Raw genomic sequence first — 22491 nt, 5'->3', positions numbered from 1 at the left:
TTCAGATATGGCAAGCCTAATTCAATATATCGACGATACGATTCGCGATGCGCTCATACCCTTCCTGATTCGGGTGAAAATGGTCCGTGTACAGCAGCCGCTCGCTGTACAGCTCGAATAAATCGTACGTCGGCACGACCGTCACGTTCGGTAGACGAGTCGCAAGATCGAATGCCGCCGTATTCCACTGCTGAATGACGCGGCTGCCTTCCTTCGACTTGTCCAGATCAAGGAAAGGATGGTACAGCCCGACATACAGCACACGCGCGTTCGGATTCGCCTTGCTGACGCGCTCCATAATTTGCTCCAGCCGCTTCAGCGCCTCGGGCATACGCTTCGCCGCCGCCTCCGGGTTGAAGCCTTCCCCGAGCGCCACATCAGAGCCTGCTCCTGCCCGCGCTTGGCCAGTCGCAGGAGTTTCAGCTGCACTCCCTCCACCTGTACCAGCTCCGCTACGTACTCCCGGCGCAACTCCTTGCTGCGTCCCCGGAGCACCTGCTGCACCTTCGCCACCTGCACGAGCTGCCCCCTGCGCAGAGCCGCTCGCACCCGCTTCCGGCGCGGTGAAGATACCTTCCCCGCCCTCGAACAAGTCGTTGCCGCCGATCGTCAGCAGCACGACATCCGCCTCCGCGATCGACTTCGCGATGTCTGGCTTCGCCTCCCAATTGTTCAAGAGATCGTACGTGCGGAAGCCCGGTATCGCAAAGTTGTTGTACACGAACACCGGCTTATCCAGCGTCTCCTGCAGCTTGTCCTTCACGCCGCGCACGTAGCCTTTGCCCGTAATGTCGCCTGTTCCAGCCGTCAACGAATCACCAAGTGCAACTAGTCGCACCTCGGCCTTCGCATTCCATGGAGCAGCGGCCCGCCCTGGCGCAGGCTCTGCGGTATTCGCAGGAGCGGCAGGTACGGACGGCGCTTGAAGCTCGCCGGACGCTGGAAATATAATTTCGTTCACCGCATACGTGAAGCCGATTCCACAAATAATCGTCGACGCGAGCGCGCCCACGCCAACTGTTCGCCATAGCCATCGTGTTGAGCTCATCGATTCTCCTCCTGCACCCAAGCAGCTTGTACAGCTTGTCTTTGTTGTGACTGCAACGTTTACTTTTAGAGTAGCGGTTCGATTGGAGATTTGCAAATTCAGCCAATGGGAAGCAGCTCAACCGACGTTCGGTTACCGAGCTGCCTCCGCCTTTTTCACCTGAGGATAGACCCTTATTGCGCGGAGGAGAGTGGGGATAACCATGATCAATTCGGGGAGTATGAGCTGAGTGTTTTAGCTCAAAAATTTCATCGGATTGTGTTGAATCCCATTTTTCATAATTTCAAAGTGAAGATGGACGCCGGTCGAATTGCCTGTACTGCCCATAATGCCGATCTTCTCACCCTTCGTAACCGATTCGCCTTCCTTCACACTAATCTTGCTCAAGTGCCCGTACAGCGTCTCATAACCGTTCTGATGATCGATAATGATGCAATTGCCGTAGCCGCTCTTCCAGCCTGCGAAAATCACTTTGCCGTGATCGGACGCCATAATGCTGCGCTCCTTCGATACGAAGTCAGTGCCCTTGTGCGACTTCCCCCACCTTAGACCGAACTGGCTCGTCACCTCGCCGCGTAAGACTGGCATGGAGAACTTACCGGTTCCGACGCCAGGAATGACCTTCGTCCCTTGCCTTACGACTGTCTGTACCGCTTCCTCCAGCACTTCCTCATGCAGCAAAGACTCCTCCGCCAGCTTGCCGTTCAGCTTGACAGACTGAATCATAACCTTCTTCAGCCCCGGCTTGCCCTGCGACACGATCTGAATCACTCCTGCCTTCAGCTCCGGGTCCTTCTCATACTTGACGCCGCTCGGCACCTTATGCTGCTCCGTGCGCACCTCCGTCGTCTTCACCGTCAACATCGGCTGCTGCACCGTAATGCGCAGCTGCTGGCCAACACGGATCAGATCGCCCCGTACCTCGGGATTGTTCGCACGCAGCGTTTCGATCGGCATCTGGAACCGGCTTGCGAGCATCGACATGCAATCGCCGCTCTGTACCGTATAAGTCTCCGGCACAACCTTACCGGCCAATATGCGCTGCTTAATTGCCTCGGACGATTCAACCTTCCCCGGCTCGAGGATCGTCTCGACGAGACTGACGTCCTGGACGAAGCTGCTGGCAAGAGAGGAGGCCGGAACAGCTGCAGCCGCCTCCTCAGCGATAGTTGACTCCTCGACCGATGCTTCCGCCAGTCCCTCCACTTGTCCAGTCGTCCCGTTCGCGGACAACGCCCGAACAAGCTTACGCTTCGGCTCTGCGGGAACGGCTTCTGCAGCAGACTTGTAAGGTGCCTTAATTTGCTCAAGCAGCTCGGCAGCCGTCTGCAGATCCTTGACGTAGCCGATCGATTCCCCGTCGATCCGAATTTCGACAGCGAAGAAATAATAGACGATCTTCTTATTCAGAGCAGCGATGACAGCATCGTTGTCTATCGCTCCGTTGAATGCAGGATTGCTGACAAAGTTCAGCTTCTCCAGGTTCGAAGTGACCCGAAGGTTGCTATGCTCACGCTCGACCTCACGATAACGCTCCAGCTTCCAGCTTTTGACCAGCTCCGGATCGGACACCGTGCCCAACAGCTGATCGTCCAGAAAGACGTCATAGCGGGGGATGGTCTGGGCTTTCACGAACCAGCGGCCCGAGAACACGACGGTGACAATGACGGCAAAGGCGGTCATCCATTGTACGGCTCCCAACACTTTCATCCACATGCTTGAACTGTTCTTCAATGTTGGCTACCTCCCTGTACATGTTCATATGAAGCGCGCTTCCTGTTCAGCTCATGCCTAATCCATTCCCATGTATATGACCTGATGTCCGTGGATAAGACAACAAATTGTGGACATTGTCGTTCTGTCTGCTGTATAATCAAACATATGTTCGCTTGTTCTGGTAAAGAAAAAGCCCCGAGTCGCTTCACAGCGCCGTCGGGACCGTAGCCTTCTCTTAACCCGTTTCCTTGAGGAAGCGGTACTGGGCTTGAATTAAGCCGTCATAAACACCCTTGTGCCGCAGCAGCTCGTCATGACTGCCCTGCTCTACGATGGAGCCGTGATCGAGCACTACAATTTGATCGGCATGTCGAATGGTGGACAAGCGGTGCGCAACGATAACGGTCGTTCGATCCGCCATCAGCGTCTTCAGCGCCTCTTGAATTTTCACCTCGGTATCCGTATCGATGCTTGCCGTCGCTTCATCCAGAATAAGAATACGCGGGTCGGCAAGCAGAGCACGGGCGAACGACAGCAGCTGACGCTGTCCCATCGAGAGGACGCTGCCCCGCTCCTGTACTTCCGTATCGTACCCTTGCGGCAGGTTAACGATGAAATCGTGAGCGCGCACCGCTCGCGCAGCCCGCTCCACCTCTTCATCCGTCGCCTCTAGGCGCCCGAAGCGGATGTTGTCGCGGATCGTACCCGAGAAGATGAACGTATCCTGCATGACGATGCCGATCTGTGAGCGCAAGCTCTGCAGCGTCAAGTCTCGAATATCGTGCCCATCGATCGTAATGGTGCCGCCAGTCACGTCGTAGAAGCGGCAGAGCAGATTAATAATCGTGCTTTTGCCTGAGCCGGTATGACCGACCAATGCGATCGAGGTGCCTGCCTTGACCTCCAGATCAATTCCCTTGAGCGCATGGCGTCCCGGCTCGTATTCGAACTCGACCTGCTTGAACGACAGTTGTCCTTCAATCTTCGGCAGCGCCAGCGCATTCGACCGCTCCGCCACACTTGGCTGCTCGTCGATGAATTCGAAGATACGCTCCGATGAAGCCATCGCAATAAGCACCTGCGAGTACAACTGACCGAGCCGGTTAATCGGCTCCCAGAAGTGACCGATATACGAGGCGAACATCGCGAATGTACCAATCGTAATCTCTCCGCTCTGAATCAAGAATGCACCGAACAAGAATAGAATGAAATATCCGATGCCACCCGTAAATTCAATCAGCGGGTTGAACGATTGGTTCAAGGTGGACGCACGGTTCCAGGACCTTAGATTGTCTTGATTCATATCCTCGAAGTAATCCATGTTCGCCTTCTCCTGCGTGAACGCCTGTGTCACCTTGATGCCCTGTATACATTCGTTCAGATGGGCATTAATACGCGACGTCTTCGTCTGTACAACCTGCCACGCCCGGCGTATATACATACGCAGCTTCGTGGACAGCAGGAACATGATCGGGACCGTAATCATAATCGCTGCGCCAAGCTTCCAGTTATAGATGAGCAAGATGATGACGATACCCGACAGCTGCACCAGATCGATCAGCATGTTCACCGCACCGTTCGAGAGCAGATCCTGGAGCGAGTTGACATAGTTCGTAATACGTACAAGTATAGAGCCCGCCGGTCGTTTATCAAAAAATTGAAACGATAGCTTCTGGATGTGACTGAACAGATCACGCCTCAGGTCGTAGATGATGCGTTGACCAATCATGTTCGTGTACCGGACCCGGTAATTGTTCGCCGCCCATTGAATGATATACAGAAGCAGCATGCCGAGCACACAGTACAGCAGCTCCTGACCGTCCTTGTCCTTGATGGCATGATCGATGGCGAAGCCTAGCAAGATCGGGTTCAGCAGCTTCGTTATAGCACCGACAGCCATCATGAGTACCAGCACCGGGATAAGCTGTCTGGCGTAAGGCTTCATGTAGTGGCCTACACGCTTGACTTGTACCCAATCAAACCCTTTATCCAGCTCCTCATCGTCTTGGTAGACGAAACGGGAGGAGATCGTCTCGTTATGCAGCGTTCCTGGTCGTTCGTGAGAACGGGATTGCGCCTGTTGGTCTTGCTCGTTACTTGGCTCATGCTCGGTATGTATATCGCCACGGCTCACGTGAGCAGCCCCCTTCGCGGTATTGGTGCAGATGACGGCTTCAAGGTTCCTCTAGCTTCATCCTTCATGCGGCGCGCATGATCCTGTTCATGCTGCAGACCGTCGCTCTCCTGACTGGAGACTGCTTCAGTCTGCGCCTTCGTCCATGCGATGCTGTCGTCGCTGGATGGCTGATCGGCGAATTGAATCCGGTACGTATCCAGATACGGTCCTTCCTGTTGCATCAGCTCCTCATGCTTGCCTCGTTGTACAATCCGGCCCTGATCGAGCACGATGATCTCGTCGGCATGCTTCAAGGAAGAGATGCGATGCGCGATAATGAACGTCGTCCGATCGTGCATCACCTCGCGCAGCCCTTGCTGAATGTCGTGCTCAGTCTCCATATCGACAGCGCTCGTCGCATCGTCCAGAATCAAGATGTTCGGGTTCAGCAGGAGGGCGCGAGCAATCGCTATACGCTGCTTCTGTCCACCAGATAAGCCTAACCCACGCTCGCCAACGATCGTGTCGTAGCCGAGCGGCAGCTCCATGATGAAGTCGTGCGCCTTGGCCAGCCTCGCAGCGCGTTCGATCTGCTCCATCGTTACAGCCTTCGCGCCATACGCGATGTTGTTGCGGATCGTGGAGGAGAACAGGAACGTCTCTTGGAACACGATTGCCAGCTGGCTGCGTAAGCTCTCGAGTGTGACACTGCGTATGTCCTGCCCGTCCAGCAGCACGCGCCCCTCCTTCACTTGATACGCCCGCAGCAGAAGCTGAATGACCGTTGACTTGCCGGACCCTGTACCGCCGAGCAAGCCGATGACAGAGCCTGCCGGTGCATGGAGGCTGAAATCAACCAGAGCCGGAGTCGGCGCCTCGCCGTACGTGAACGTCACGTTCTCGAACTGTACCTCGCCTCGCACCTCCTCCTTGCGCAGCACCTTGGCGTTGTCCCGATCCTTCACATGCACATATTGATGCAGGATCTCGATCAGCCGCTCTCCGGCCGCCTTCGATTGCGTGAAGTTGTTAATATGAAAGCCGATGCTCCACAGCGGGCCGATAATATACCAGACCAGCGTGTAGAATGCAATCAGCTCTCCCAGCGTAATTGAGCCTTGAATGACCATCCAGCCGCCAGTGCCCAGCAACAGCACGACGCTCAAGTTCGCAATCATCTCCATAAGTGGAAAATAGGTAGCCCAGATCGTCGACGTATTCACGTTATTCGACTTATAATCTTCATTGCGTCCGTCGAACTTCTCGAGCTCATAAGGCTCGCGAGCGAACGACTTGACGGTGCGAACGCCTGTAATGTTCTCTTGAACGGTCGTCGTCATCGAGCTCATCGATTGGCGAATTGAGCGGAAGGCCGGATGAATCCGGCCCTCGAAGCGGATCGCTGTGAACACGAGTAGCGGCATCGTCGCCAGCGTGATGAGCGTCAGCTGCCAGTGGATCGTCAGCATCATCGCCATGCCGAACGTAAACATCATGAACACGTTCAGCATCTGCACGAAGCCGAAGCCGATAAAGTCACGAACCGCTTGCAGATCTGCCGTCAGCCTGGACATGAGGTCACCGGTTCGAGCCTTGTCATAATACTGGAACGATAAGAACTGCAGCTTCCGGTACAGCGCCTCACGCATGTTGAACGCGGTCAGGTTGCCGAGCCTTCCACTAGACGCTCCGTGCAAAAATTGAAAGCATGCCTTCAGCGCCATCACAACGAGTACAGCAGCGGCAAGCATCGGAACCTGCTCGTAGCGCTCATTGGCTATGACCTCGTCGATGAAGTAACGGTACAGGTTCGGGTACACGAGCCCTAACGCCGTCGCCGTCATCAGACATAGGATCGATGAGACCAAAAACTTGCGGGCAGGCCAATAAAAATCTTTTAATTGCTTGAACACTTCCAAGCTGCACTCCTCCTCTTGAACATAAACTCTATTGTGAGCGCGAGTATGTATGTAGATGAATAGCTCGTGATGTACGCGCGTTCATAAATCATTAGTCCCTCCGGCTGCTTCGACTTCTGTTACGATAAATCGAAATTTCTCTAGCATCCACTATGTGAAGGGCTTACATCCATTGACAAGGCTCTATTTCTTATGGTCATGGTTAGCAGTTTACCACCATCAACCAGGTGCGGCAACAAGCGCTAACTCGATATCGATGCATGACATCGTATATTCCCCCATATGCCGCAGTTATGTCAGCTGTACCAAGCTTTTTCTCCCGAATCGTGCTCATACAGGCGTCGGAATCCTTTTCTCAAAAAAACAGCTTTCATCCGATCAATCTGGTACGAGCCGAACAAAAAAAGGAACCGGTTCCGCACCGATTCCTTCTCTCGTATCGTTATGATTGCTGTCTATACGCGTCTAATCTCGATTGCTTCGCCTGCAGAGCTGCCAGATCCAGCTTCATCTCCAGCGCCTCAAGAAGACCTTCGGCATGCTCGCGCATCGCTTGCTGCCACTGAGCGGACAGCTCCGTTAGAACGGAGCGCAGCTGATCGGCGTAAGCAAGCTCCAGCTGCTCGGCCTGCTGCTGCGCGAAGCGAGCCATCGGCGTGTTCAGCCTCGACTCCAGCTCACGACGCAGCTGTGCCCGTCCTTCGCCCTCGTAGAACTGCTTCGTATTCTTGAAGAAGCCTGACAGCCACTTCGCATTCACGTCATCGGCCTCAAGCGTACCCGTCAGCTCCGGTGTGTTCAGCTTGAACGACTCGAAGCCCGGCGAATCAAAGCTCGACAGCTCCTTGCGGATCGAATCCGTCCACTGGGCGGCGGTTTCCTTGGCAAGCTTGTTGATCGCATTCTCGATGCGAAGCGTCGTCGCCAATATTTCTTGGGACAGATCAAAGCTGATCATCCGCCGCAGGTCTTCCCAAGCCGACATAAGCACAGCCTTCGGCTCACGAGGGTCTTCACGGAACAGCGAAGGATGGAAGGCGAGCTGATACAGCTCACCGAATCGATACGCCGTCCGCTGCTTCACGTAGTAGAGCAGCTCCTCGATCTCCTTGGACAGCTCCTTCACCTCACGGTCGCTAGTTGTCTCCTGCAAACGGCTAGAGGCTGCCGCCAGCGAACGGCGCAGCGCCTCCGCCTGCTTGGCGCGGTCAGCGGCGTCGCTGCTCGCGCTGTCAAGCCAGCTCTGCAGCGTCTGCGAAGCACGGCGCAGGTCGGCATCTCCGGCCTGAACCGCCATATCGGTCAGCTCCTCGAAGGTGAAGCGGACGAACTCCTGCTCGAATCGGGTAATCCCGGACAGGTCAGTCGCCGCTTCATCGCCCGCCAGCTTCCCTTCCAGTGCATAGTAGCTGGACAGCGGGTAGATGCGCGGATGACGAATGCCATGGTGCAGCAAATTGCTCTCGACGTGCTTCACGACGCCGTCGAGCTCCTCTGACGACGAGGCGAGGTCCGCCGCGTTGACGATGAAGAACATTTTATCCAGCTCGAAGCTATCCTTCACTCGTCCGAGCTGCAGCAGAAACTGCTGGTCTGCATGCGAGAACGCATGATTGTAGTACGTGACGAACAGAATGGCGTCGGCGTTCTTGATAAACTCGAATGCCACACCCGTATGGCGGGCGTTGATCGAATCTGCGCCCGGCGTATCGACAAGGACGACCCCTTGCTCAGTAAGCGGGTTCGTGTAATAGAGCTCGATTAGCTCGACGAAGCACGATTTCGACTCGTCCGCTGCGTAGCTGCCGAATTCATCCACTGTAATGCGAAGCTCTTGACCCAAGCTTGCGCTCATTGCGCTCCAGCCCAGCTTCACCGCTCGCAGGAAGGCGAAGTGAGGCTTGCCCTTGCCTGGAATGCGTTCCGGCTTCAGCCCGTCGATAGCCGCGAGCGCTTGATCGAGCGATTCGACACGCTCGCCCAGCATCTCAAGCGAGTACAGAACGTCGGCGGTCAGCTTATCGGCGCTCTTCACGCGCACCTTCGCCGTGCCGTGCGGCCAGCCCGCCTCGGGCTCCGGCGGCATAATCTTGTTAATCGCCGCCGTCGTCGGATTCGGCGATACCGGCAGCACCCGCTCGCCAATAAGCGCATTGGCGAACGACGACTTACCCGCGCTGAACGCTCCGAACAGCGCGATCGTAAAGCGGTTGCCGGCGAGGCGCTCCGCCTTCTCCAGCAGCGAGCGGCGAATCGATTGAAGCGCCGCTACATCCTCGAGCTCGCCAGCCGCAGCGGCGAGCCGCTCGCTCGTGCTGCGCAGCCGCGCGCGGTGGCCGCCCGCTGCGCGCAGCCCGCTCGCGGCGGCCGCTTCGCCGCCGCCAGCCGCGCCGCGGGCGCCAGCGCCTGCGCGCTCCGCCAGCGCGGCGAGCGCGGCGCTCGCCGCAGGCGCAGCCGCGCTAGCGGCCGCAGCGGCTTCGCCTGCGGCCGCGTCGCGGCCCGGCGCGCGCTCGGGCGCCGGCAGCGCCGCGCGGGCGCTCGCCGGCAGCGCGGCGAGCAGCGCGTCGCGATACGCGCGCTCCGCCTGCTCGCGGCGCTCGAGCTCGCGCAGCGCGCTGAGGCGCTGCTCGAGCGCGGCGAGCTGCGCAGCCAGCGCCTCGCGGCTCGGCGCGAGCGCAGCCGCGAGCTCCGCAGCCAGCGCATCGGCTACGTCGAGCGCCAGCCTGCGATACGCCGCCTTCAGCTCGGCGGCTACATGCTTCGAGTACGTCATCGTGTACTCGTTACCGAATACGGCCGCCTCATTCACCGCGGCGGCGAGCCACTCTGGCGTCACCTCGAACGTGACGCCCTCTGCCGCCTCAGCCACGCGCTCAGTCGCAAGACCAAGACCACTCAGCTTCGCCTTCAGCAGCTGCTGCACGTGACGCTCGACCTGCGTATGCACCTGCGACGCGAAATCCTGATGCAACGCAGCAAGACGACGCTCACGCTCCGCGGTCGTCTTCGCTGCAGAGCCGAGCCAGCCGACCTTGAAGCCCGGTCGACGGCTCTCGAGATACGTATGCGCAAGATCGCGAGTAACCGCAGGAGTAACGTTCGCGTTGTCAAGCAGTGCCGTTACTTCCTTACGTACATCGTTGACGATCGTTTGCGGTAACGCATCGATCCGCTTCAGCTCAGCCTGCAGCTCCACAGCTTGCTGCTGAGCAGCCTCAACACCCTCATCCTCCGCAAGACGGGCGCGAAGCGCCTCCTTCTCCGGTTCTGCAGCCTCCGCCAGCTTATCCGCATGCTGCTTCGCCAGCGCTCTTGCCGATTGCTCCAGACTTTGCACGATCAGCGAATCTTTACGAGCAATCAGCTCGCTCAGCAGCCATAGCAGCGTCGACCACTCGTTGGCCGGATGCTCGGGCACCTTCACCGACGTATAGACGATGCCGTCCGGCTTCACGCCCCAGCTTGCGAACGATTCGTGGACGCCCGCCTTATAAGCCTCCAGCGTCACTTCGTGCTCCCGATGCTTATCGATCATATTGACGATCAAGTAGAGCGGCTTGCCCCACTCCACCATCTTCTTCGCGAAGGCCAAATTAACCTCGGATAACACATGGTTATAATCCATCGTATAGAACACCGCGTCCGCGAGATGCAGCGCCGATTCCGTCGCCAGCTGATGCGCATCGTCCGTCGAATCGACACCCGGCGTATCAAGCAGCGCCGCCATATCGCCAAGCAATGGTATCGGATATGTAATCTCAACCGTCTCGATCGCTTCCCCATTACGACAATGCTCAGCCAGATCATCCAGCGCAACCCGCTCCGTGCGGCCTGCCTCCACCGAACCAGTTGCAGACTCCTCCGCCCGATAGACGACACGAGCTCCTGGCTCCCCGCTTGCAATGCTGACGATATTCGCGCTCGTCGGAATCGGGCTCGACGGGAGCAGCTGATGCCCGCACAGCTTGTTAATCAAGCTGGACTTCCCTGCAGAGAAGTGTCCGCAGAACGCGAGGTTCAATCGTCCCGTCTGCACCTTCGCCATTAACTGCCTCAGCTTGCCCGCATGCTCCAGATCGCCAGCCTGCTCCATCTGAACGAGCAGCTGACGAATCTCCTTCATCGGCGAGCCGCCCGAATTCGCTTCTCCTTGACTGTCCTTGTGCTGCACTTCCCCTTGTGCAGCTCCTTCTGTTGTATGTAACATACTGTTCATCCGTTCCCCCTACTTTGCGATCCCATGTATATGTGATGAATAAAAAAGAAAAAACCGAATTGCTTCGGTTTTAGTGTACCACAGTTTCCTTCTCAGGAATAAAAATTTCAAACACGTCCCGATGCTGCAAAATTGTAATGTCTTTGTCCTTCACCTTCATCACAACGACCTCAGGACGCTGCTTCATCCGTGACAAATAGTTTTCAGGCACACTGCCCGACTCGGACACGATCACACCCTCAACCTGAAGCTCCTCGTCCTCCTGCAGCGGCGTATTCAGCACCTTCTCATAAATATCTGAGAACACTTCAAAGTCATTTGTATATACGGAGATGCATTTCATCGATTATCCTATCCCTTCTTCTATTGAATCTCGGCTTCCGCCGATTTTGCGGCCTTTGGTACAGTTTTCCTTGTTCGGGCCGGTTTCATACGTTTTTTTCCTTCTCGACATAATTCGAGGAGCGGACAAGCTTCACAGCGCGGGTTTTGTGCCTTGCAATGGTATCTTCCGAAAAAAATGAGCCGGTGATGCGTATCGGTCCACTCGTCCCGAGGCACCTGCTTCATCAGCTTCTTCTCCACCTCAAGCACCGAATCGTCTGCGCCTGCAAGACCGAGACGCTTCGATACACGCTCGACATGTGTGTCCACAGCTATAGCTGGTACGCCGAATGCGTTCGACATCACGACATTCGCCGTCTTCCGACCGACACCTGGAAGCTCGACGAGCTGCTCATGCTCCCTAGGCACTTCACCGCCGAACTTGTCCAAGAGAAGCGCGCACAGCGCCTGAATGTTCTTCGCCTTATTGCGAAATAAGCCAATACGTCGAATGTCCTGCTCCAGCTCCTCTAAGGGAACCGCCAAGTAATCCTCAGGCTTCTTATATTTTTGGAACAAATCAGCCGTCACTTTATTGACCGTCTCGTCCGTACATTGCGCGGACAGCAGCACGGCGATCGTTAGCTCGAACGGATTCTCATGACGAAGCTCGCAATGAGCATCGGGAAACATTTCAGCGATCGTATCCAGCACCTTCCGAACCTGTGATCGATTCATGCTTACCGTCCTTCCTCGCTCTCGTGTCTGACCTTTAGTTTACCGAATCTGCAAGGTCGAAGCAACGTACATTCCCGCGAAATTAAGAAATTTTTCCGACATCGCAAGTCTTCAGGTAAGACGTCAAAAACCGCCCTGACACGGCCGAGAAAGCTATGCCGGACAAGACGGTTTCGATCAAATAGACCAGTCTATAATGAATGATTAGGGCTTCTCGATTTCTATAATTTTGTCGTCAATTACATAAACATTCACTTCTTCGTCAGGCGCAAAGCTGCCAGGACTGACGACCGTGCTGCCACGGTGGAGATAAGCCTTCGTATGCATATTGTATCGATCCTTACTGTTAGAGCCCGAAGGCTTGAGCAAGATAAACCCTAATACATTGTCGTATGAGGCGAACAATCGCTTGGAGGCTGCTGCTGTATGAATGAGCGTCTTACCGTCCGCTTCCTTCACAATTTCGACACGGTCTCCGGCCTTAATCGCCGTAATATTCGCAGAGGAGGTGCCATCCGGAAGCTTTACCGTGAAGCTTTGCGCCAGAGCCAGCACATGCAGTCCGCCTTGGAAATCTTGCACCGTGATCGTCTGCTGTGTCGCATCGACAGCATTAACCTTGCCCCGAACAGTATTCATAATCGCGACTTGATCAAGCTTCGTCCCGGTGAAGCTGGCTTTGATATATTCGTCGACATGAATATCCTCGAAGCCGCTGGCCGGCTTGGCCTGGTTCACGATTTTATCCAAGCTATCCAGAGTAAATGTAACCGTGACTCCGGACTGTGTATGCTTCGCCGTTACTTGCTTCGTTGCTGCATTCGTAATGAGCGTCTTGTACATTCCGGATGACTTGACCGCAATGGAACTGATCATGTCTTGTGTAAATATTAAGCTCGCTCGTACGGAATCGCCTACCTTGAGGTCCGCTAGCTCCCCATTCGCCTTATTCTGGAGCTCCACCTTAGCTCCAGGTGCCTTGAACGTTAGTGCCTGTCCGCTTGCAGTTCGAAGAGTAACCTCGTGCAGAGTGGTGTTCACCTGCGCGACGGTTGCGTCAAGCGCTGTTGTCATTTCAAGCGAAACGATGCGATCCTTCGATACTTTCAGGTTCACCTTACGGTTGCGGTCCGCGGTCGACTGGCCGCTTTGTGTTCCGATGAAGTTGGTCTGGAATTGATCGATTGGGAGCGTCGTACCTGCAAATTTAATGACGGTCGTATCGGACAGCTGGTACGCACCGAAGCTGCCATTATTTTTAATAATCGTCAGCACCTTCGTTGTCGGCTCGAACGACAATATTTTAACGAATTCGAACGATTCGACCTGTCTGCTCGTTACCGACACCTTTACAACCTTGTCATTAAGCAGCTCCAGGCTGAGCTCATCGCCTACCTCCAGATCGAACAGACTTGCACTCGATAAGCCGGAGATGTCGACAATCGCATTGTCATTCAAATAGTACGCTGCAAGACCGCTGCCGCCCGTTTTTGTAATCGTCAATATGCGAGTGTCCTTATTCACTTCCGCGGTCAGTGTGCCCTGTACCGTCGTCACGACATCCGCTTGCTTCTTGATGGTGATGCCAACTAGCTTGTTGTTCTTCACCTCATAGGTGACGGCATCGCCAAGATGAAGCTTGGACAAGTCCGCGAGCGAGCCGTCCGGCAGCTTCACGATCAGAGGCTCCGTCATCGCATACGACTCTGCGGCGACGCTCGTCTTCTCTAGAATCGTGATTGACCCTTGTGTCCGATCGATGCTCGAGATTGTACCTTCAGCCGTCTTGGAGACCGGCGCTTGCTTCACTACGATATGAGTAATTTTATTTTCCTTCAAGAGCGTATTGCGCTTCAGCTCCAGCAGGCTACCTGCCTGAACAGAGCCGATGCTCAACCCTCTGCCGTCCTTGTCCGTCACCGACACGTTAGCAGCCAGATCGAACAATCCGATGGATCCATTAATTTCAGCCGAGACGATCATCCGATCCATATAGAAACGGTCAAGGATCGCTTCGGTTACTTCCATTCGGTCATCCGCATTCGTAAGCTCAATGTACAGCGCTTTATTCAAGCTCTGTACCATGTAAATTTCATTCGTCAGCTTCAGCTGGGTAGCCGGAATACGGGTATCGTCCTTCGCATTATAGATGACCGTATCCGCATTCATCGTGTATGTATTCGTATCGCCCTTGGAATTAAGAACGGTCAGCTTCCCGTCCATCATGTCCATAATATAGCCGGTTGCAACACGTGAGGACTTCACCGTCATTTCTTTGTCCGCACGGCTTAGGAACGTAGCCATCTGAGCGCGTGTTACGCTGCCCTGCGGCTTGAAGGAGCCGTCCTCGAACCCCTGAACGATGCCGAGCAAAACTGCTGCATTCACATAGCCCTTACCTGCAGTAGAGAATGAAGTAGCATCCGTGAATGGTACCGTAGATGCAGAATGATCCTTCGCTAGCTGCTCCTTGCCGATCGCACGAATAACAAGCTTCGCGACCCATTCACGGGACGCTTCCCTGGAGCCCCACGCCGTCTTGGTGGTCGTTGTGTTCGCAAGCTCCTCCGAGGCCAACAGGAGACCCTTATCCAAGGCATACGCGACATAGGGCTTCGCATAATCGCTGACGAGCACCGGTAGCACAGTCTCAGCCGTATCACTGAGCGCCTGCTGCTCAAGACCCATCATTCGTATGGCCATGATGATGACTTCCTGCTGTGACACGGTAGTGTCAGGACGATACTCTCTGTTTTCGTAACCTTGAACGATTCCGAGCGCAGCCAGCTTCGTCACATGCTTGACGGCCCAGTGTGTGCCGCTCACGTCCGAGAACTGAAGCACCGAGCTTGTATTCGTATTAGCTGTAACGGACACAGGGTCCGCCGCATAGGCGGACCCGCTGAAGGCCAGGCTGAGTGCAAGCACGGCGGCTGCCAGCTTGCGTGATTTATTCATTTGACGATTGCGTAGTTGCATAAGTAAGCGAGCTCCTCTCAATCAGCAGATGTCGATGTTGGTAAGCTTTGTAATCAACGTTTAATCGGGTGCTGTAGCTCCATATGACCCATCAGGCTATCTACCTTCTGCCCGTCTACGAGCAGCTGCAGTGCGTTAATTTCTTTGAATTGGAAGGCTGCTTGAGCGAAAGCCTGCAGCAGCATCTCCTCGCCACCTGCTCCCAGCCTTGCCTCACCCGGGATCGTCATATCGACGGTCAATAAGCTGCCCTGCAGCTGCACAGACTTGACGGTAATATGCTTGGCCAGCGAAACGGTCTGCTCATCGGGGGCCGTGCGAAGCTGCTCGAATACCGCTTTATATTTGTCAGCGTCAGTGTCCACTTCAATCATGGACTGCTTCTCGACAAGCTTATCGAAGCCGCTATTGCTGTAGTAAGTTTTCACTGGAAGTGAAAGCTTCTTCTGAGACTGCTCAGCTGTAGTGCTTGTCGCATCCGGCTGGACCGACTGTACAGGGTCAGCTGTAGTAGCTCCGCCGCTAAGCGGCTTACCTTGTCCGCAGCCGGTCATGACGACAGCGAGCAGCACTGCGGCTGCGAGCGACGATCTCCAATGGTTGTGCATAGCGAACACTCCTTATTCCAGATTTAGCTGCTTCTTGATGCCTTGAACGATAGCTGCGGCGACCTGGTTTTGTAACGACTCCTGGAACAGAAGACTCTCCTCCTGCTTGTTGCTGAGGAACCCAATCTCAAGCAGCACGGAGGGCATTGAAGTATTGCGAAGCACGTGAAAGTTGCCCTGCTTCACTTTACGGTCGATGAAGCCGGTTGCTTGAATGATATAACTGTGCATGATGTTCGCGAACGACAAGCTATGCTCCGTATAGTAGAACGTCTCCGTCCCGCTCACGGACGCCTTGTCACTCGCATTCGCATGAATCGATATGAAGGCGTCGGCATCATTGTAGTTCGCTAGCGCCACACGCTCGGCGAGCTCAAGGAACGTATCGTCAGAACGCGTTGTGCGCACCTCGATCCCTTTTTCTTTTTCGAGCAAGGCCGTCACTTTCCTGCTAAGCGCGAGTACAAAAGTTTTCTCATACCGTCCTGTATGCTTCGAGATAGCACCAGAATCTTTACCGCCGTGCCCTGGGTCCAGATAGACGACAGCCCGCTCGCGTGGCGGCTCGAGCTGCAGCACTAGCTGCTTCGCCCCTTCTGCGGCGACGGCTAGCTTGTACCTCGAGCCGTTGGTCAGGTCGATGACGATGCGGACAGCCTCCTCGGTAAATTGCGAGTAACGAATCTGCGAGGCGAACGCACTGTTCGTCGCCTCTATGACAGCTCCGCTCGCTTGACCGGCCGCCTGTGCCGCAAGCGGCTCATGAAGCTTGACTCCAGGCACATCGATGACGACGCGGTCCGGATTACTCAGCCGGAACACCTTAGGCTTGAGCGGTGCCTCGGTCGTCGTTCGAACGACCAACTGCTCGCCTGCGAATGCAAGATCGTAGATCACATTAGCAATCTGAGGTTCGACAGACGGCGATGCTGGCTGCTGAGGCTTATCCGCTGTACCAGAATCGACCTTCTTCTCCCCGCCCTGCTCCGCCTGACCCGCATTCGGCTGTTGACCTGCCTGTCCAGGCTGTGACGCGCCTGTCGTCGGCTGCCCACTAGCTTGCGGTGCCGCAGCCTCCCCGCTTGACTGCTCTGTGCCACCCGGCTTGTTCGAAGCACCTGTGGAATTATTCACTCCTGTCGGCTTATCCGTTCCATCCGTCTTGCCAGACCCTGTCGTCTTCTCACCTTGCGCTTCACCATCTGGCTGTCCGGCTGACTGTCCGACCGGCTGCTCCGGCTTGGCATCAACGACGACTTCACCCTGGGCGCCGCCCCCATTCGTCCCTGCACCTGCCAGCGTCGATTGATTGTACATGAACACGGATCGGGTAATCTCATCCCACGTCACCTTCGTGTTCAGCTGCTCGACCACAAAGCGAAGCGGCAGCAGCGTGCTTCCGTCTACGATGACTGGAGCCGCCTCAAGCGTATAGCTCTTCCCGTTCACATAAGCTGTCGTTTTGTCGATAAACAACTGAACCGTCTGTTCCCCTTGAAGCACCGTAACCTTGCGCTGCTTCTCGTCCCAGCTCACCTTCGCACCTGCGGACTCAGCAATAATACGCACAGGCACGATCGTATTGCCGTTAACGATGCGCGGTGCAACCTCGGGGTTTAGCTGCTTACCATTCAGAAATAATTGAATCGGCTTCGTTTCAGCGGCGTTCGCGGCGGGCACCGCGATACACATCATCAGCAGCAACATCAATAACCAAGCTGTCATTCGCTTCATCCTGCACCTCGAGCCTCATAATTTGACAAAATCTATTACTCTATTAGACTCTCATTCGGCAAAAAAGTTGCAGGTTCGGCTCATTTTTTTTCATTTAGACCGATTTTACGAAAAAAAGAGGCGATCCGACCGGATTGCCCCGCATTAGCTTTCATTCTCAAGCGATTTGCTCGACTTTACTATGCTGAGCCAGCAGCTGTCTGAATTGTTCGCCTGACAGCACCTCTTCGGCAATCAATATCTCAAGCGACTGCTCGAACACAGGACGATGCAGCTCAAGCAGCTCCCTCGTGCGGCCTGTAAGGTCTTCCAGAATCGCTCCATTCTCCTTCATCAGCTCCTGCTTCGTCACCATGGAGCGGTCAATGATGCCAAGTCGGGTCAAGCCCGAATCCATCATCGTACGCACCATCTGCAGAGACTGCTCGAAGTCGTTGCGAGAGCCTGTGCTTCGTCCGCCGTAGAACATCTCCTCTGCTACAGAGCCGCCAAGCGCAATCATGATTTGCTCCTCAATCTGCTCCTTCGTATACAAGTACTGGTCCGACTGCGGGTTGTGTCTAACGAAGCCTAGCGCCTTGCCGCGTGGACTGAGCGATACTTGCGATACCGAGCCAGGGCGAACCCGCTCCGCGACGATCGCGTGACCCAGCTCGTGAAGAGCGACACGGTCACGCTCCTCCTTCGTCGATTCGCGATCCGTCTTCTCTCCGAGCATGACCTTATCGACGGCGAGCGACAGATGCCTCTGCTGAATCGTCTCCAGCTCCTCGCGCATCGCATAGATCGCGGCCTCGTTCATGACGCTCTCCAGCTGCGCACCGGAGAATTGGAACGTTTCCTGTGCAATGAGCTCCAGATTAACATCCTCAGCCATCGGTTTATTTTTCGCATGAATGTTTAGAATATGAAGACGGGCCTTCTTGTCAGGCAGATCAACCTCAATGTGACGGTCGAAGCGTCCCGGACGCAGCAGCGCGCTGTCCAGCATTTCCTTACGATTCGTCGCCGCCATAATCAAGACACGCGGACTCTCGGACGTATGAATGCCGTCCATCTCAGTGAGCAGCTGGTTCAGCGTCTGATCGTACTCTTTTTGCTGACCGCCGTCGCGCTTACCACCGATGACATCAATTTCGTCGATGAAGATGATTGCGCTGTCCTTGTTCTCCTTCTGCGCACGAGTGCGGGCTTCCTTGAACAGGTCGCGTACCCGGCTCGCGCCGACACCGACATACATCTCGACGAACTCACTGCCTGATGCAGCGAGGAAGATGGAGTTCGTATAATGCGCGGATGCCTTCGCCATTAACGTTTTTCCCGTTCCAGGCGGGCCGGTCAGCAGCATTCCCTTCAGTGGGCGAATACCAAGACGCTTAATGTCGTCATATCGGATAAGAAAGTCAAGCGCCTCCTTCAGCTCCCGCTTCGCCCGCTCTTGACCGCCGATATCGTCGAACGTCAAGTAGCTCGGCGTTGCAGCGGCGCGGCTCTTACGGTCACTACCAACTCCCATGCCATTACGAGCACGGTTCATGTACAGGAACGTGCCAAGGATCACGGTCATGAATACGATCGGAATAATATTAACGCCAAGGAAGTACAAAAAAACGATGACGACCGGCACGGTGCCGATCAATATTTCTTTGCCGTATTTACTCATTCGGCCACACCCCCATTGTCGCAGGCGTTCTAGGAAGCATCATATATTTACGATATTGTCCATCGGTCAACGTTACATAGACGAACTTCTCGTCGATTTCAGACGACGCCGACAAGCCGGACTCTCGTCCTGCATGCTCATGAAGCGTCTTCGGGATGTCCGAATACTGCTTCGTCTCCATCGCCTCTGCTACATCGAACAACACGGTCGACCACCAGCCATCTAGCCTGGAGGACGATTCGTTCACTACCTTCACCTTCAGCCCACGTGTACCGAGCACCTGCTTGCCGCGTTCCTCAATATGCTGGTACACCTCGCGCAAGCTTTGGCCCTCCTCGAGCTTCAGCTCAACATCCGCCGTGCTTGAGGTGAGCTTGGAAGACACCAACTCCACTCCTGCAATACCGTTGACCGCCTTCTCGAACGGGTTCTCCATCGCGTAGCTCTGATAAGCGAAGTACCCTCCGAACAACAACGAGGCCGAGATGACAACACTTAGCACTACCGGTAAGAGACGTAACTTCATCAGTCGACGTCCCCCTTTCTATATAATGTAGGTCTGAACGCATTCGGAAATAGTATATCAACATTTCTGTACAGAAAGTATATCACATGATCTATCACTTTCGCGCATGTAATGAGTGGTAAGTAGACAGCCGTCATGTCAGCTAGCACAAAAAAAGCCGCACAGCGCTGCGCAATTGCAGTCCATGCGGCCTTCCGGTGTGATCTGTCTATTGTATAGTTAAGCGCCAAGTATCGATCCAGCTTCCTTCGTAAAACGTATAATAGTCATAAAAGTGCTGCTCGTCGCTTTGCCCTTCCGGTATTAGCTTATAAAAAACTTCCCATATCAGCCTGTCACCCTGTATGCCCGGCGTCACTCTCAGCACGCGCGCACGAGGCTGTTTCTCCAGCACCTTGGCCTTGACTGCCTCGATGTCAAGCCCATTGGCCGCCAGCTCCGTACGAAGGCCCTCATCGCCGACCCATACATAGAGTCTTCGGCCCACCTTGTCCTCTCCGGTAATGACCGTGTAGGCCTGATCGCCGACGAAGCGCTCTACCTTGTGTGTCTTCACAAGCACCGTCTTCTCATAGGCGGTCTGCACCGCAGCACGCTGCGTATTCCACTCTGCCGAGGAGATGACGTGAAACAGCCAATTGATGAGGAGCAGCGAGGCAACGAGCATCGCGGCGAAGCTAAGGCCCCACTTCCAATATTTACTCATAAGACTCGCCCCTCCTTAGCTGACAGGCTCGCAAGTCATCTTAAGCTACACGCCTGTCAGACGCTCGAATGCCTGCTGTGCTTCGAATAGAACGCGTTCCTCGTCCATCGTCAAGCACTCGCCGCCACGCACAACCCAGCGTCCATCCACGCATACATCTACGACATCCCGTGAGCTGCCGGAATATACAACGTGAGAAATCATGCTCGTACGCGGATAATAATGCGGCTGATCGATATCAAGTGCGATGAAGTCCGCCTTCATTCCAGGTGCCAGCGTACCGACATCCTCAAGCCAGATTGATCTGGCTCCATCGAATGTCCCCATGCGCAGCGCTTCCGCGGCCGATACAGCGACAGGATCACCGGATACACCCTTGTGGATCAGAGCGGCAAGACGAATCTCCTCAAGCATATCAAGATTGTTGTTGCTAGCGGCGCCGTCCGTACCGAGCGACACGAGCACACCCGCCTTCAGAAGCTCAGGTACACGCGCAACCCCGCTCGCCAGCTTCAGGTTGCTGCCCGGATTGTGCGAGATGCGCACATCGTACTTGCTCAGCACCGCGATCTCTTCGTCGGTCAAGTGGACGCCATGAGCGAGCAGTGTCGGACGTGAGAATACGCCGAGCTTCTCCAGATGCTCCACCGGACGCACGCCATACTGGTCAACGTTATCCTGCACCTCGCGCGCCGTCTCGGACATATGCGTATGGAGCGGCAGGTTCAGGTCATGCGCCGCCTGCACGATGCGCTCGATGTAATCCGGCGGGCATGTGTACGGTCCGTGCGGCGACATCATCGCCGTAATGCGTCCGTCCGCCTGTCCGTGCCAGTCACGGGCGAACTGCACCGCCTCCGCCAGCTTTGCATCCTGCACGTCACGCGGGCACAGACCGATGACGCCGCGCGTCAAGCAAGCACGTATGCCGCTGTCTCTGCTTACCTCCGCGACCTGATTCATATGATCGTACATATCGACGAACGTCGTCGTACCACCCTTCAGCATCTCGAGCACCGACAGACTCGTCCCTGCACGCACATCGGCAGCGGTGAACTTCGCCTCCATCGGCCACATCTTCTCCTGCAGCCACACCTGCAGCGCCAGATCGTCGCCATAGCCGCGCAGCAGCGACATCGCCGCATGACCGTGCGTATTGACGAAGCCCGGCATGTACAGCTTTCCGCTGCCGTCAATCGTCTCATCGAACACAGCTGCTGGCTCTGGCGCCCCCTCCTCGATGGCAACGATGCGGCTACCCTCTACTACCATATACCCCTTGACCAGAGGCTTGTGCTCATCCATCGTGATGAACAAGCCATTCGTAATTACCGTTCTTTTCATTCCGCTAGTTCCTTTCCGTCATCGACCTCATTGTCGAGCCGTTAAGCTCGTCTTCACGTTAACAATTTACAATTTCAACGCGCCAAAAGCAAGCTTCATTCCTTGAATTGCGCCCCTCTCCCTCATACTATAGACGACTTCCACATAAACTAAGGAAGAACATGATTCGATGGGGGGCCTCCGCCGATGCTATTTACGAAGAAAAATGAGACCGATTTTTTACTGCTGCTGATCAAAGCCTCCGAGAACGTGCTGCATGCTGCCCAACGGTTTAGACATGCAATGATGGGAACGGAGCCGCCCGCCTCCTACAACGCCGAGATTAAAGAGCTTGAGCACCTAGGAGACAAGATCACGCATCAGATTTATCAAGAGCTGAGCAAAGTTACCGTCACACCGATTGACCGTGAAGATCTGATGCAGCTTGCATCGAAGCTGGATGATGTACTCGACGGCATAGAGGCATCGATCGCGCGCTTCGACTATTTGAGCATTACGTTTACCGATAAGCACATGCGAAGCTTCTCTGCCGTTCTCGTGAACAGCTGCCAGCATATCTTGGACGCCTTCAAGCTGCTATCGAAGAAGAAGTACATTCAGATCGCCGAGCATACGGTGCAGATTAACGCGCTGGAGAACGAGGCCGATCGTCTGATGCGTGAAGGGGTGCGCGACATATTCGCGAACCCGAAGGAGCCGTATCATGACTTCAAGCTTAAGGAGCTGTACGAGGGGCTAGAGGAGACGACGGACGCGTGTGAGGACGTAGCCGATATTTTGAACAGCATCGTGATGAAGTATTCTTAATGAGAAAAAAAAGCCCGTACCGCACGCAAGTCTTGGCAGCGGCACAG

The 22491-nt window shown here is 55.2% G+C and carries 15 protein-coding genes; 1 reads left to right on the top strand and 14 read right to left on the bottom strand.

Annotation, left to right across the window (positions count from 1 at the left end; genetic code table 11):
- Nucleotides 1-16 precede the first annotated feature (16 nt).
- The 14 genes from PAE68_RS11320 to PAE68_RS11255 all read right to left on the bottom strand — a co-directional run bounded on the left by PAE68_RS11320 (nt 17) and on the right by PAE68_RS11255 (nt 21637).
- On the bottom strand, nt 17-1048 hold the full coding sequence (locus PAE68_RS11320; RefSeq protein WP_281887042.1) for a GDSL-type esterase/lipase family protein: 1032 nt from the start codon (nt 1046-1048) through the stop codon (nt 17-19).
- A gap of 234 nt (nt 1049-1282) precedes the next feature.
- Complete coding sequence (locus tag PAE68_RS11315; protein ID WP_281887040.1) at nt 1283-2782, bottom strand: M23 family metallopeptidase; 1500 nt, start codon at nt 2780-2782, stop codon at nt 1283-1285.
- Between the two features lie 217 nt (nt 2783-2999).
- Entirely contained in the window at nt 3000-4808 is a 1809-nt protein-coding gene (locus tag PAE68_RS11310) for an ABC transporter ATP-binding protein (RefSeq protein WP_281891027.1), read from the bottom strand.
- A gap of 86 nt (nt 4809-4894) precedes the next feature.
- Nucleotides 4895-6799, bottom strand: coding sequence for an ABC transporter ATP-binding protein (locus PAE68_RS11305; protein WP_281887038.1), 1905 nt, complete (start codon nt 6797-6799; stop codon nt 4895-4897).
- Between the two features lie 442 nt (nt 6800-7241).
- Nucleotides 7242-11015: a dynamin family protein gene (locus PAE68_RS11300; protein ID WP_281887036.1), complete on the bottom strand. Its 3774-nt coding sequence runs from the start codon at nt 11013-11015 to the stop codon at nt 7242-7244.
- 70 nt (nt 11016-11085) lie between these two features.
- Nucleotides 11086-11358 (bottom strand): NAD/NADP transhydrogenase alpha subunit, encoded by a 273-nt coding sequence (locus PAE68_RS11295; protein WP_281887034.1) that lies wholly within the window; start codon nt 11356-11358, stop codon nt 11086-11088.
- Nucleotides 11359-11378: 20 nt separating this feature from the next.
- Complete coding sequence (gene nth / locus PAE68_RS11290; protein ID WP_281887032.1) at nt 11379-12077, bottom strand: endonuclease III; 699 nt, start codon at nt 12075-12077, stop codon at nt 11379-11381.
- 204 nt (nt 12078-12281) lie between these two features.
- A complete protein-coding gene (locus PAE68_RS11285) occupies nt 12282-15056 on the bottom strand; it encodes an S-layer homology domain-containing protein (RefSeq protein WP_281887029.1) in 2775 nt (924 codons plus the stop codon).
- Nucleotides 15057-15109: 53 nt separating this feature from the next.
- The gene (locus PAE68_RS11280) at nt 15110-15664 is read right to left on the bottom strand and encodes a GerMN domain-containing protein (protein WP_281887027.1); all 555 of its coding nucleotides are present in this window, start codon (nt 15662-15664) and stop codon (nt 15110-15112) included.
- 12 nt (nt 15665-15676) lie between these two features.
- Entirely contained in the window at nt 15677-17389 is a 1713-nt protein-coding gene (locus tag PAE68_RS11275) for an N-acetylmuramoyl-L-alanine amidase (RefSeq protein WP_281887025.1), read from the bottom strand.
- Between the two features lie 166 nt (nt 17390-17555).
- Nucleotides 17556-19061, bottom strand: a complete 1506-nt coding sequence (locus PAE68_RS11270) for an AAA family ATPase (RefSeq protein WP_281887022.1) — start codon at nt 19059-19061, stop codon at nt 17556-17558.
- Nucleotides 19054-19587 (bottom strand): hypothetical protein, encoded by a 534-nt coding sequence (locus tag PAE68_RS11265; RefSeq protein WP_281887020.1) that lies wholly within the window; start codon nt 19585-19587, stop codon nt 19054-19056. The genes PAE68_RS11270 and PAE68_RS11265 overlap by 8 nt, the downstream gene beginning before the upstream one ends.
- Nucleotides 19588-19795: 208 nt before the next feature.
- Entirely contained in the window at nt 19796-20293 is a 498-nt protein-coding gene (locus PAE68_RS11260; protein ID WP_281887018.1) for a cell wall elongation regulator TseB-like domain-containing protein, read from the bottom strand.
- A 45-nt stretch (nt 20294-20338) separates the two neighbouring features.
- On the bottom strand, nt 20339-21637 hold the full coding sequence (locus PAE68_RS11255) for an amidohydrolase (protein ID WP_281887016.1): 1299 nt from the start codon (nt 21635-21637) through the stop codon (nt 20339-20341).
- A 186-nt stretch (nt 21638-21823) separates the two neighbouring features.
- Here PAE68_RS11255 and PAE68_RS11250 point away from each other — a divergent pair, with 186 nt between their 5' ends.
- Complete coding sequence (locus tag PAE68_RS11250; RefSeq protein WP_281887014.1) at nt 21824-22444, top strand: DUF47 domain-containing protein; 621 nt, start codon at nt 21824-21826, stop codon at nt 22442-22444.
- Nucleotides 22445-22491: the final 47 nt, after the last annotated feature.

This window comes from Paenibacillus sp. YYML68 (assembly GCF_027923405.1).
In the GTDB taxonomy this organism is placed as follows: Bacteria; Bacillota; Bacilli; order Paenibacillales; family NBRC-103111; genus Paenibacillus_G.
This window is presented reverse-complemented; position numbering and strand designations above follow the sequence as displayed.